We start from the raw sequence: 14,637 nt of genomic DNA on the forward strand, positions 1-14,637 counted from the left end.
CCTTCGTTGACCATTTCGTCCAACACGCAGGTCTACCTGCGACAAAACATCCAGTTCGAACCGCTGATCAACGGCTGGTACGCGTGGTTTCACACGCTTCCGCCGTTGACCGCCGCCCTCAACGTGGCCGAGCGGTTCCTGCCGCTGATGAAGTCCTATGCCGCATCGCCGATGATGCATGCGGCGGCCTGCAAGGATCCGGCGATGCGCGGCGGCCCGTTCCTCGACCTGGGCGGCAAGCGCGTCGACGAAATCCGCGCGCTGATCGAGCAGACCACCCGGCGCGCGACCCTGCAGCTGGAACTGGCGAAGGCCTACAAGGCGTTCTCCACGCTGCTGCTGGAACAGGCCAAGGGGATGGCTTCGGACCCGCTCTACCCCGAGATTCCGGAGGTGTTGAAAGGCTATGTCGAGATCTACTACGACCTGAACCACAACCCGTCCTTCCGGGTGTTCGAAAGCCTGCTGTACGCGAGCCCGCTCTATGCGCGCGATGCGCAGAGCATCGCGCTGTCGGCGATCGAGGAGAACACGCCGCGGCCATTCATTCTCAGCACGCCCCGGCTCAGCGACGAGCGCACGCTGTTCAGCAACATGGCCTTCGACGATCGCGCACTCGACGCGCTGTTCCGCATGCGCGACACGCCCGGCAGCTACGCGAAAATCGTCGATCTGATGCGCGTGGAGGAGAAGGACGAGCCGCTGTTCCGCTCGTTCTTCGTCGAACAGGCGCCGGCACCGAAACCGGATCGTTCGTTCGACGGCGACGACATCCGCATCCGCTACTACGGCCACGCGTGCCTGCTGGTCCAGAGCCGGGGCGTGAGCATCCTGATCGATCCGGTGATCAGCTACGGCTACGACACCGCGCTGCCGCGCTATACGTTCGCCGACCTGCCGGACCAGATCGACTACGTGCTGATCACGCACAGCCATCACGATCACATCGTGCTCGAAACGCTGCTGCAGCTTCGCCACAAGGTCAAGACCGTGGTGGTCGGCAGGAACCTCGACGGCTTTCCGCAAGATCCGTCGCTGGAACTGGCCTTGCGCAAGCTCGGCTTCGACGACGTGCGGGAAGTTCGGGATGCTCAGGAAATCAAGTTTCCCAACGGGGCCATCACCGCCATTCCGTTCCTGGGCGAACACAACGACCTGGCGATCCAGAGCAAGCAGAGCTTCATGATCCGCTTCGGCACGCGTTCGGTGCTGTGCATCGCCGATTCGTGCAACCTGGACCCGCGCCTTTACGAACATGTCTTCCGCCTCGCCGGCAAGCCGGACACGCTGTTCGTCGGGATGGAAACCGAGGGCGCGCCGCCGTCATGGGTCTATGGCCCGCTGTTTCCCGACGCGCTGCCGCGCGACATCGATCGGTCGCGCCGTGCGCGGGGCTGCCAGTTCGGCGAGGCCGCCGCGCTGGTGGACGACTTCGCGTTCAACGCGGCGTACGTCTATGCGATGGGTCAGGAGCCGTGGCTGAACCACCTCCTCGACAACACCTTCGACGAAAACTCGCCCAGCCATATCCAGTCCACCCAGTTCGTCGCGCACTGCAAGGCCAAGGGCATCGCTTCCGAAATCCTGTACGCGACGAGGGAGATCGTGCTTTGTCAGAACTGAATCTCAACGCGCTCTCGACCAGCGGGCAATACCAGGAACACGTGGCGTTCTGGGGCGACGCGCTCGGTCGCATCGACGAAGACTTCCGCCTTCAGCAGGCGTGGCAGGCGTATGCGCTGCCGCTCGGCCCCGCGCCGGAACTGACGTTCGAGCTCGACGGCGCCGCGGCACCGGTGCTGGAGAAGCTCGCCGCCGGCAACGAGCTGGGCGCGTTCGTCGTGCTGCTGGCGGCGCTGTTCCGTGTGCTGGGGCGCTACAACGGCGCGGCCGGCCTGTTCCTGGATACGCCGCGCCTGATCGCCGGACCCGCGAGCGGCCCCGCCGATCCCGTCCCGCTGCTCGACGCCATCGAGCCCGGCCCCACGGTTCGCGCGTATCTGAATCAGGTGCGCGACAGGGTGCAGCGCAGCTATTCGTATCAGGATTTTCCGATCGCCGCCCTCGCGCACAAGCTGCATGGCGAACGGCGCACGACCAACGTCGGCGTGCGCTTCGACGGTCTGCACGAAGCCTGGGCGTCGGCCGACTACGACCTGTCGATCGAGATCCGCCATCGCGAGCGCTACGAGATCGTGCTGACGGGCCGGCCGACGGTGTTCACGCTGCATTATCTCCAGCATGTCGCGCGACACCTGCGCAACGTGCTGGCCGGCTTCGGCACGCTGGACGCTGCGCTCGACACCGTCTCGCTGCTCGACGACGAAGAACGCGCGCGCCTTCGTTCGCATGCGGCGCCCGTCGCGGTACCTGGAACCTTCCTGGAGCAGTTCGCGCAACGGGTCGCGGCCGCGCCGGACGGCATCGCCGTGGTGACCGCCGATGCATCGCTGACCTACGCCGAACTGGACGACCAGGCGTCCCGGCTGGCGAGCTTCCTGCTCGCGGAATACGCGATCGAACGCGGCGACGTGGTGGGCGTGGTGGCCGACCGTTCCGAGCGCTGGATCGTCGGCATGCTCGGCGCCCTCAAGGCGGGCGCGGTGTATCTGCCGCTCGACCCGGAGTTTCCGCGGGAGCGGCTGCGCTTCATGATCGAGGACGCGAAGGTCAAGGCGCTGCTGACGCACTCGGAACACCTGCCGTTGCTCGCCGATTTCTGGGCGATCCCGATGTTCGCCCTCGACTTCCAGCTCGACACGCTGGCGCCTGCATCGGCGGCGGCGCAGGTCGAGGTCCGCCCGGACGATGCGGCGTACATCATCTACACGTCCGGCTCCACGGGCGTGCCCAAGGGCGTCGTGCTCGAACACGCAGGGCTCCTGAACATGGCGCAGTACCACGTGGACGCCTTCGGTTTCGATGCCGCCGACCGGTTCGTCCAGTTCTACTCGCCGGGCTTCGACGGCTCGATCATGGAGATTTTCGTCACGCTGCTCGCGGGCGCGCGCCTGGTGCTGGCGAAGCCCGCCGTGATCCGCGACGTGCCGCGCTTCGTCGAATATATCGCGCAGCAGGGCGTCACCACCCTCAACGCGACGCCCGCCTATCTCGCCGCGCTCGACTGGAACGCGCTCGGCACCGTGAAACGCGTCATCAGCGCGGGCGACAGCGCCCGCGCGGCGGATCTGCGCGAGCTGGCCCGGACCCGCACGTGCCACAACTCGTACGGCCCCACCGAGGCAACCGTGTGCGTCGCGGACTACGTGGTCGACCCGGCAACCGCCTACGGCACCTGCCTGCCGGTAGGCCGCCCGATCCACAACACGCACCTGTACCTGCTCGACGAGCACGGGGCGCTGGCCCCCGAGGGCTGCACGGGCGAGATCTGCGTGTCCGGCATCGCACTGGCGCGCGGCTATGTCGCCCGGGACGACCTGGCGGCCGCCGCTTTCGTCGACCACCCGTTCGACGCGGGCGAGCGCCTTTATCGCACCGGCGACCTCGGTGTCTGGCTGCCGGACGGCAACCTGGAAGTCACCGGGCGCCGCGACACGCAGGTGAAGATTCGCGGCTATCGCATCGAGATGGGCGAAATCGAAGCGGCGCTCAGGCAGCACGCCGACGTCGCCGACGCGATCGTGTTCGTGCGCGAGGACGCGCCGCAGCACAAGCAGCTGGTGGCCTGCGTCGCAACGGCGACGGCCAGCGTCGCCAGCCTGCGGGAACACCTGAAGGAACGTCTGCCCGAGTTCATGGTGCCGGCGTCGATCGTGACGCTCGAACGCCTGCCGCTGACGCCGAACGGCAAGCCCGACCGCAAGGCGCTCGCCGCGCTGGAACTGGCGCCCGTGCCGAGCGAAACCGCGTACGCCGCGCCGACCAATGACGTCGAAGCGCGCCTGGGCAAGATCTGGTCCGAGGTGCTGGGCCGCGAGCCGATCGGCGTGCACGACAATTTCTTCGAACTGGGCGGCGACTCGATCCTGATCATCCAGGTGATGTCGCTGGCCCAGCAAATCGGCCTCAAATTCACCGCCGACCAGTTTTTCGCGCATCCGACCATCGCCGAGCTGGCGCAGGTTGCGGTGGAGGCGCCGTCGATCCGGATTGCGCAGGAGCCGGTGGTCGGCCCCGCGCCGCTGACGCCGATCCAGCATTGGTTCTTCGCGCAGGACGTGGCGGATCCGCACCACTACAACCAGTCGACGATGATCGAGGTGCCCGCGTCGCTGCGGCCGGACGTGATCGAGCGCGCGCTGGCGGCCGTCGCGACGCATCACGACGCGCTGCGGCTGAGTTTCGAGCGCGTCGCCGGGGCGTGGCAGCAATCGCATGCGGCGCCGCCGCTGGCGATCCCGCTCGACGTCACGTCGCTGGCGGGCGCGGCGCCCGCCGCACGGCAGGCCGAGATGCTCGCGACCGCCACCCGCATGCAGGAGAGCTTCACGTTGTCCGTGGCGCCGCTGCTGCGCGCCCACCTGTTCCGGTTCGGTCCCGACGAACCGCAGCGCCTGCTCGTCGTGGCGCACCATCTGGTGATCGACGGCGTCTCGTGGCGCATCCTGTTCGAAGACCTGTACACCGCGTGTCGCCAGCTCGAAGCGGGCGAAGCGGTGCAGCTCCCGGCCAGGACGACGGCCTGGCGCGACTGGTCGGCGCGTCTGTCCGAACTCGGCGCGACCGCGCTCGACGGGCTGGACTACTGGCTCCGGGAGAACGCCGACGAGCACGCGTGCTTCGACGACATGCCGGTCGGCACCGTCGCCGAAGCCGGCACGGCGGTCATCGAGTTCGACGCGCAGCAAACGCTCGCGCTGTTGCAGGACGTGCCGCGCGCGTTCAATACCCAGATCAACGAAGTCCTGCTGACGGCCCTGCTGCTCGCGTTCGGCGACTGGACCGGCAACGCGTCGCTGGTCGTCGATCTCGAAGGCCACGGCCGCGAGGACCTCTTCGACGGCGTCGATACGTCACGCACGATCGGCTGGTTCACCGCGCACTATCCGGTGTTCCTGAACGCCGGCGACGCCACCGTGGCGGTCGAGGCGCTGCGCCACGTCAAGGAGCAGCTGCGCGCGGTGCCGATGCGCGGGCTCGGCTACGGCATCGCCCGCTACCTCGGCAACGACGCCGGCATCGCGGCGGCGCTGGAACGGCAGCCGCCGGCGCCGGTGCGCTTCAACTATCTCGGCCAGGTCGATCGCGTGCTGGCCGACGACACGGGCTGGAAGCCGGTGCTCGACTTCCAGAGTCCCGAGCACAGCCCGCGCGCGCGTCGCGGCCATCTGTTCGAGATCGACGGGATGGTGTTCGACGGGCGTCTGCGCCTGACCTGGCACTACAACCGCGAGGCCTGCGCACCCGGCGTCATCGAGCAGCTGACGCAGTGCTACCGCAGCCGTCTGCTGTCGATCGTCGCGGCCGGCGGCGACGGCCCGCGCGGGCTGAGCCCGTCGGATTTTCCGGCCGCGCGCATCAGCCAGGAAGCGTTGGACGCCCTTGTCTCAAGGATCAAATCGTGACATCCCCCACCATCGCCGATATCTACGAGCTCTCCCCGATGCAGGAGGCGATGCTCTTTCATGCCGTGCACTCGCCCGGCACGAGAAGCAGCTTCAACCAGCTCGGTTGCCGGATCACCGGCAACCTCGATCCCGCGCTGTTCCATGCCGCATGGCAGCAGCTCGTCGATCGGCATCCGGTGATGCGCACGTCGTTCCATTGGGAGGAATTCGACAAGCCCATGCAGGTCGTGCACGCGCACGCCACGCTGCCGTGGGTGCAGGACGACTGGCGCGACCTGCCGGAACACGAACAGCGCACGCGGTGGCGCGCGCATCTCGAAGACGACCTGGCCGAGGGCTTCGCGCTCGATCGCGCGCCGCTCGTGCGCTGTCGCCTGGTGCGCGTCGCCGCCGACGCATACCTGTTCAGCTGGAGCCACCATCACATCCTTGCCGATGGCTGGTGCCTGTCGCTCGTCATCGAGGAGATCTTCCAGGTCTATGGCGCGCTCGCGCGCGGCGTGCCGCCGGCGCTCCCCGCGGTGCGCCCCTATCGCGACTATATCCAGTGGCTGCAGCAGCGCGAGCCGCAAGCCGCGCAGCAGTACTGGACACGCTATCTCGAAGGTTTCCACTCGCCGACACCGCTGCCCACGGCCGCGCGCGCGGAAGCGGGCGAGCGCTTCGGCCAGGGCCTCGCGCAAGTGCAGGCCGACCTGTCGGCCGACCTGAGCGCACGCCTGCGGCAATTCGCGGCCCGGCATCACGTCACCCTCAATACCCTCGCGCAAGCGGCCTGGGCGCTCGTGCTGTCGCGTTACAGCGGGGAGACCGACGTGGTGTTCGGCGCCGTCGTGTCCGGACGGGGCGCCAACCTGCCGGGGATCGAAACCATGCTCGGCCTGTTCATCAATACGGTGCCGGTGCGGGTGCGGGTCGATCCGAGGCAGCCGCTGGTGCCGTGGCTGAAGATGATCCAGGCGCGCGTGGCCGCACGTGCGCAGTTCGAGCACACCCCGTTGCCCGACATTCAGCGCTGCAGCGAAGTGCCGCTGACGACACCGCTGTTCGAGAGCAACATCACGTTCATGAATTACCCGCTCGACGCGTCGCTGACGCATGGCGCGCACGGGCTGGCGGTCGACGAGGTGCTGCTCTACAACCGCGCCGACATTCCGCTCGAATTCGTGGTGACGGCGCGCGACGACTGGCAGATGGAACTGTCGTTCGACCCGCGGCGCTTCGATGAAGACACCATGCAGCGGATGCTGGGCCACGTGGCCGCGACGCTCGACGCCTTCGCGGCCGATCCGAACCGGCTGCTAGGCCGCCTGCCGATACTGCCCGAGGCCGAACGCCGGCAGTTGCTGGAGACCTTCAACGACACCGCCGTGCCGTTCGACGCCGCGCGCACCGTCGTGCATCGCCTGGAGCAGGCCGCCGCGGACCATCCCGAGCGGCCCGCGGTCGAGTACCGGGGCAACGTCCTGAGCGCGGGCGAACTGAATGCGCGCGCCAACCGCACCGCTCGCCGCCTGCTGGCCGCCGCCGAGCTGGGGCCGGACGCGCTGGTCGCAATCTGCATGCACCGGTCGGCGCGCCTGATGGAGGCGATCCTCGCCGTGTGGAAGTGCGGCGCCGCCTATATTCCGATCGACCCCGACTATCCGGTGGCCCGCATCCGCACCATTCTCGAGGATTCCGGCGCCGCCCTCGTGATTACCTGCGACGGCCTGCTTCCTCCCGAGCTGGCCGCGCTCGCACCGGTCGTGTCGCTCGACGCCGCCACCGATATCGTCGACGACACCAATCCGGGCCGCCCCGTATCGCCCGACAGCCTCGCCTACGTGATCTACACGTCCGGCTCCACCGGCAAGCCAAAAGGAGCGATGGTCGAGCACGCCGGCATGCTGAACCACATGCTCGCCGAGATCGACGAATTTTCGATCTCGGCGTCGTCGGTGATCGCGCAAACCGCGCCGCATTGCTTCGATATTTCGGTGTGGCAATTTTTCACGGCGCCGCTCGTCGGCGGCAGGACCGTGATCGTCGACGACGAATGCATTCGCGATCCCGCGAGTTTCGTCACGACCCTGGAAGCCACCCGGATCAGCATCGTCGAACTGGTGCCGTCCTATCTGTCCGCCGTGCTCGACCGCGCATCGGAACGGCCGGCGCTGATGCGGCACCTGCGGCACCTGCTCGTCACCGGCGAGATGGTCAGCCCGGCTTTGGTGAAACAGTGGTTCGACGTGTTCCCGGACATCGCGCTGGTGAACGCCTATGGCCCGGCGGAAGCGTCCGACGACGTCGCGCAGCACCGCATGACGTGCGCGCCGACCACGCCTTACGTACCGGTCGGCAAGCCGATCCGCAACGTGCGCCTCTACGTCGTCGACCCGCAGCTGAACCTGTGCCCGATCGGGATTCCCGGCGAGCTTTGCGTGTCCGGCGTCGCCGTCGGCCGCGGCTATCTGAACAACGAAGCCGCTACGCGGGAGGCTTTCGTCGAGGATCCGTTCCATCCGGACCGCGGTGTCCGCCTGTATCGCACCGGCGACATCGGCTGCTATCTCCCCGATGGAACGATCGTGCTGCACGGCCGCAAGGACCACCAACTGAAGATCCGCGGCTACCGCATCGAGCTCGCGGAGATCGACAACGCGCTGGCCGCCATTCCGGAAATCCGCCAGGCGGCCGCGCTCGACTATCGCGACGAGACCGGCCGCGCCGCGCTGTGCGCGTATGTCGCGTTCCGCGACGGCGCGTCGCTGAGCGACGCCCGGATTGCCGCCGCGTTGTCCGCCACGCTGCCGGACTATATGGTGCCCGGCATCTACGTGGTGCTCGACGCGCTGCCCCTGAGCAGCAACGGCAAGATCGACCGCAAGGCGCTGCCCCCGCCGGACCGGTCGCGGCTGTCCGCCGCGGCACACGCGCCGACGCTGCCCCGCACGCCCACCGAGACGCTGCTGTGCCGCATCTGGGGAGAAGCGCTGGGGATTCCGTCGCCCGGCATCCACGACAACATCTTCGCGCTGGGAGGCGATTCGATTCTCAGCATGCGCATCGTGTCGCTGGCCGCCAAGGCGGGCCTGAAGCTCACCACCCGGCTCATCTTCCAGCATCCGACGGTCGCCGAGCTCGCCGCCGTGGCGACGCGCGGCACGGCCGGCGCGGCGGAGTTCGTCGCGTCGTCCGGCCCGCTGCCGCTGACGTCCATCCAGAAGCGTTTCTTCGCGCAGCGCAACGACGACCCGGACCAGTACAACCAGGCGGTCCTGCTCGACGTGCCGGCGGATCTCGATCCGGTCCTGCTGCGCCACGCGCTCCGGCACGCGGTCAAATGGCATGACGCGCTGCGGCTGCGCTTTCGCGCGGGCGCGTCCGGCTGGGTCCAGGAAGTCGTCGACGATCCGGAGGTCCCCGTCGGCGTATTCGACATTCCGCGCGATCGGCTCGCGCAGCACGTCGCGCAGTCGCATGCGAGCCTGAATCTGTCGGACGGCCCGGTCTTGCGCGCGGACCTGTTCCGCATCGACGAAGGCCGTTCGCTTCGTCTGCTGCTGGTCGCCCATCATCTGGTCGTCGACGGCGTGTCGTGGGGCGCACTGCTCGAAACCGTGTACGACGCCTATACCCGCCTGCGCAACGGCAAGGCGCCCGAATTCGCGGGCGGCAGCGCGACGTGGACCGCATGGACCCGGGCCATCTCGAACTGGGCCGGCTCCGGCGCCGCCGACGCCGACCTCGCCCACTGGCAAGCGCTGGCGCGTTCCGCGCTGCCCGACCTGCCGCTCGATCGCGCCGCGTCGGCCGATGCCAATACCGTGTCGTCCGCCGAAACGATCGTGGTCGAGCTGGGTGAAGCCGCCACCGCGGCCTTGCTGGGCATAGCGCCCCGCGCCTACGACGCGCAGATCAACGACCTGCTGCTTGCCGCGCTCGCACGTGCCGTCAGCGACTGGAGCGGATGCGCCGACGTCCTGCTGGATCTCGAAGCGCACGGTCGCGAGGAACTGATCGAAGACCTCGACATCTCGCGCACGGTGGGCTGGTTTACGTCCGTCTTCCCGGTCGTGCTGACGGTCGATGCCGGTTCGCACGATCCGGCTCGCCTGGTTGCGTCGATCAAGACGCGACTGCGCGCGGTGCCGACCGCGGGCATCACCTGCGGCCTGCTGCAAGACCGGCTCGACGGCCCGGCTCCGCAGCCGCAACTGCTGTTCAACTACCTGGGCCAGACCGACCAGCTGTTCACCGCCGCACGCGACTGGAAACAGGCCGCGGAGCCAAGCGGGGACGGCCGCAATGCGAACCAGCTGCGCGAGCACCTGCTCGACGTCAACGCCTACGTGACCGGCAACCGCCTGCTCGTTGCGTGGGAATTCAGCCGGGCCTGCCACGACCCGGACACCATTCGGCGCGTCGCGCAAGCCTATATCGCGGCGCTCGAAATCCTGGTCGCCGACCATGCCGTCCAGTCCGCATCGACCCGGCCCGCGGCCGGTCTGCCGCAGGCGCCGGCCTCGGTCATGCCGGACGAGATCGCCGACGTCTACGCGCTTACGCCGACCCAGCAGGGCATGCTGTTCCACGGCCTGTACGAACCCGCGTCGGATGCCTATTTCAGCAGCCTGAATTTCCGTATCGACGGGGCGCTCGACGTCGAACGGTTCCGCCGCGCGTGGGATACCGTGGCGCACCGGCACGACATCTTGCGAACCTCGTTTCACTGGGAAGAAATCGAAAGCCCCGTGCAGGTCGTGCATCGCCGTATCGACTTGCCCTGGCACGACGAGGATCTGCGCGCGGCGTCCGCCGCGGAGGCCGAGCAGCGTCGGGAAGCCTACGTGGCGCAAGACCGGGCGCGCGGCTTCGACTTTACCCGCGCGCCGCTGATGCGGCTCGCGCTGTTCCGCGTGGGCGATCACGCATGGCGCTTCCATTGGAGCCACCACCACCTGCTGCTCGACGGCTGGAGTTCCGCGCGGCTCCTGAGCGAAGTGGCCGCCGCCTATCAAGCGCTGCCGGCCGAAGGCGCTCCGGAGCGGCACGCGCCGCCCGCCTTCGCCGATTACGTGCGCTGGCTGGCGCGCCAGGACGCCGCGGCGGCGGAACGCTTCTGGAAGACGAAGCTGGCGGATTTCCCGGCGACGACGCCGCTCGTGCTGGGCCGCCCCGAACTCGACGGCACGGCCGCGCCGGGCGCCTATGTGGAGGAGCCGCTGCTGCTGTCCGAAAGCGACACGCAACGGCTCGTCGCGTTCGCGCAAACCAATCGCGTCACCCTCAACACGCTCGCGCAGGGTGCGTGGGCGCAGTTGCTGAGCCGCTATAGCGGCGAAGCGGACGTCGTGTTCGGCACGATCGTTTCCGGTCGCCCCGCGTCGCTGCCGGCGTCGGACGAGATGGTCGGGCTGTTCATCAACACGCTGCCGGTGCGGGTCCGCATCGACGCGCGCCCGACGTCCGCGTGGCTGGCGCAATTGCAGATGGATCTCGCGCAGCAGGAGGACTATGCGCACTATCCGCTGGCCGACATCCAGAAATTCGCCGGCCTGCCGCCCGGCGTGCCGCTCTTCGAAAGCCTGCTCATCTTCCAGAACTATCCGGTCGAGGAAGCACTGGCCGATGCGCTGCCCGGCCTGCGGATCGGCGAATTCCAGGTGTCCGATCCGAACAATTACCCGCTGACGCTGGTCGTGACGCCGGGCAAGCACCTGTCGCTGCAGGTGCTGTACGACGACGGCCGGTTCGATCGCGAAACGATCGTCCGCCTGCTGCGCCATGTCGAAACCCTGCTGGTCGGCCTGGCCGGCGAGGAGGATCGCCCGAACCGCAGCGTTGCGCTCCTCACCGACGCCGAGCGGGACGCCATCCTGCTGGGCTGGAACGATACCTTCGCGCCGATTCCGTCCGACCGGACGCTGGCCGAACTGATCGAGGCCGTGGCTGCCGCGCACCCCGAGCGCATTGCGGTTCGCTGCGGCATGGAGGTTCGCACCTATCGGGACCTCGTCGAAGGCGCCGACCGGATCGCCGGCCATCTTCTGCAGACGGCGCCGATCCGGCCGGACGACCGGATCGCCGTCTGGATGCCGCGCTCGCCGCTGATGCTGGAAACGATCCTGGCCATCTGGAAGTGCGGCGCGGCGTATGTTCCGGTCGATCCGGCCTATCCGGCCCAGCGGGTCGAGACCATCCTGACGCTGGCCCGGCCGGCCATCATCGTCGGCACCGACTGCCAGCCGCCGCCGGCGCTGGCGTCGATCCCGCTGGTCGATCCCGCCCGCCTGCCCGTCCATCGCGACGCGGGGGCACCGACGCCGCGCTGCCGGCCCACGGACCTCGCCTACGTGATCTTCACGTCGGGTTCGACCGGCCAACCGAAGGGCGCGATGGTCGAGCATCGCGGCATGCTCAATCACGTGCTCGCGATGGCGCGCAGGGTCGGGCTCGGCGCGCAGAGCGCGGTCGCCCAGACCGCTTCGCACTGCTCCGACATTTCGGTCTGGCAGTGCTTCGCGGCGCTGGTGTCGGGCGGCACGACGGTGATCTATCCCGATGCCGTCATCCTCGAGCCCGCGCGCCTGATCGACAGCCTGCACCGCGACCGCATCACGGCGATGCAATTCGTGCCGTCCTATCTGGCGACCTTTCTCGGCGAGCTGGAACGGCACGCGGCGCCGGCCTTCCCGCACCTCGAAACGCTGCTGACGATCGGCGAAACCCTGCAGCCCGCCACCGCGCAAGCCTGGTTCCGCCTGAATCCGGCGGTCCGGCTCATCAACGCCTATGGGCCGACCGAAGCGTCGGACTCCGTCGCGCATTACAGCATGGCGCGTGCGCCGGATCTGCCGGCGATTCCGATCGGCCGACCGATCGAGAACCTGCGCGTCTACGTCGTGGATGCCGACATGAATCCGTGCCCGGCCGGCGTCAAGGGCGAGATCTGCATCGGGGGCGTCGGTGTCGGGCGCGGCTACCTGTTCGACGAAGCACGCACCCGGGCGGTGTTCCGCGACGATCCGTTCAGTCCGGAACCAGGCGCGCGCCTGTATCGCACCGGCGATATCGGCTGCTTCGGGCCGGACGGCAACCTCCATTTCTTCGGCCGCCGCGACTTCCAGGTCAAGATCCGCGGGTATCGCATCGAGCTCGGGGAAATCGAAGCCGCGCTGACCGGCCTCGCAGGCATCTCCAACGCCGTCGTGGTCGCCCGCGAGACGCCGGACTCGGAAACGACCCTGTGCGGCTACGCGTCGGGTACCGGCTGGACGCCCAAAGGCCTGCGCGACGCACTGCGCGAAAAACTGCCGGCGCATATGGTGCCCGACACCGTAATGCTGCTGCCGGCGCTGCCCGTCATGCCGAACGGCAAGATCAACCGCGCCGCACTGCCGCTCCCGGATGCCGCGTCCGTCCCCGACGGCGTGCCGGCCGAACCGCAGACGCCTGTCGAAGCGGCGCTGCTGCGCATCTTCGCCGAGGTGCTCGGCCGCCGGCCGAACGGCATCGACGACGATTTCTTCGAGCATGGCGGCCAAAGCCTCAAGGCGATCCAGATGGTCAGCCGGATCCGGCGCGAACTGAAACTGAACGTCGCGGTCGCCGACATCTTCCATGCGCCGTCGCCGCGCGCGCTCGCGCAGAAGCTGGCTGCCACGCCCGCCGACGGTGCCGGCGCCGACGCGATCATCCCGGCGCTTGCCGTGCAGCCGTCCTACGCGGTGTCGCGCGCACAGAAGCGGATCTGGCTCGCGAGCCGCAGCGCGGATCCGTCCACGTACAACATGGCAGGCGCACTGCAGCTGGACGGCGCCGTCGACACGGCACGCCTCGTCCTTGCGTTCGACCGGCTAGTCGATCGCCACGAGAGCCTGCGCACGGTGTTTGCGATGATCGAAGGCGAGCTGCGGCAACGCATCCTCACCCGCGAGGCGTCCGGATTCCGGGTCGAGCAAATGGATCTGGCGGACGATGCCGGGCCGCAAGCGATCGATGCGCTGATTCGCGCGGAAAGCGAGCAGCCGTTCGATCTCGCGTCGGGACCGCTCTTTCGCGTCAAGCTAGTCCGGCTCTCGCCGATGCAACATCTGCTGCTGCTGAACATGCACCACGCGATATCGGATGCGTGGTCGATCCGCGTGCTGACCGACGACCTGCATGCGCTGTACGCGGGACGCCACCTGCCGCCGCTGTCGATCCAGTACCGCGACTACGCCGCGTGGCACAACGCGAGCCTCGCCGGTCCGCGCGCCGCCGCGCATCGCGCATACTGGCTCGAGCAACTGGCGCCGCCGCTGCCCCGCCTGCAACCGGCGTCGGATTTCCCGCGTCCCAAGCGGCTCGGTCATGCCGGGCAGACGCTCGAAGTCGAACTGTCGGAGCCGCAGGCGGCGGGACTCGCGACGCTGGCCCGCGCTCACCATACGTCGCTCTACGCGGTGCTCCTGGCGTCGTTCTGCGTGCTGATGCACCGCTACACGGGGCGTGAGGACATCGTCATCGGCAGCGTGACGGCCGGGCGCGACAGCGAACAGCTCGAATCGCAGATCGGGGTGTACCTCAACACTGTCGTGCTGCGCGTCCCGGTGCGGAAATCCGCGACCGTCGCCGAGGTGATCGACGGTGTGGCGAAGGCCTCCACGCAAGCGCTGGAGCATGCGTCCTATCCGTTCGACGTGCTGCTGGAAGACCTGAAGATCCGCACCCCGGCGAACCATTTCCCGATCTTCGACATTCAAGCGAACTACGTTTCGATACCCGCGCCGCAGCCCGGTCTGTGCATCACGGACATCTCGCGGACGGACAGCACGGCCAAGTTCGACCTGTCCTTCCAGATCGTGGAAAGCGAAGGCAGGCACCTTATCCAGTTCATCTACAACACCCGCCTGTTCCGCCCCGCGACCATCGCCGCGATGCGCGATCGACTGCTCGCGATCCACGACGTCTTCCGCCGCGATCCGGCCACGCCGGTCGATCGCATCCCGCTCTCCGGCGACGCGCCCGCCGCCAGCCCACGGGTCCGGGTCGGCCTGCGCCTGACGCGCGCGCCCGAAGTCACGGCCGACGACGCGCTCGAGGAGAAGACGTGATGCGGGCCGGCCGGAGTTCGGGCGGCGCG

3 protein-coding genes are annotated in these 14,637 nt (G+C 68.3%); all 3 read left to right on the forward strand.

Features of this window, described 5'->3' with window-relative positions; translation table 11 throughout:
* Window positions 1–6: 6 nt before the first annotated feature.
* The 3 genes from ACM6JT_RS01535 to ACM6JT_RS01545 are packed head-to-tail and all read left to right on the forward strand — an operon-like array spanning window position 7 to window position 14,608.
* A complete protein-coding gene (locus ACM6JT_RS01535; RefSeq protein WP_414855866.1) occupies window positions 7–1,623 on the forward strand; it encodes an MBL fold metallo-hydrolase in 1,617 nt (538 codons plus the stop codon).
* The gene (locus ACM6JT_RS01540; RefSeq protein WP_414855867.1) at window positions 1,611–5,525 is read left to right on the forward strand and encodes an amino acid adenylation domain-containing protein; all 3,915 of its coding nucleotides are present in this window, start codon (window positions 1,611–1,613) and stop codon (window positions 5,523–5,525) included. The genes ACM6JT_RS01535 and ACM6JT_RS01540 overlap by 13 nt, the downstream gene beginning before the upstream one ends.
* Window positions 5,522–14,608 carry an amino acid adenylation domain-containing protein gene (locus ACM6JT_RS01545; RefSeq protein ID WP_414855903.1) on the forward strand — a complete coding sequence of 3,029 codons (9,087 nt, stop codon included), beginning with the start codon at window positions 5,522–5,524 and terminating at the stop codon, window positions 14,606–14,608. The genes ACM6JT_RS01540 and ACM6JT_RS01545 overlap by 4 nt, the downstream gene beginning before the upstream one ends.
* Window positions 14,609–14,637: the final 29 nt, after the last annotated feature.

The sequence above is a fragment of the Burkholderia sp. IT-111MI5 genome (genome assembly GCF_949752865.1).
GTDB classification, from domain to species: domain Bacteria; phylum Pseudomonadota; class Gammaproteobacteria; order Burkholderiales; family Burkholderiaceae; genus Burkholderia; species Burkholderia pyrrocinia_C.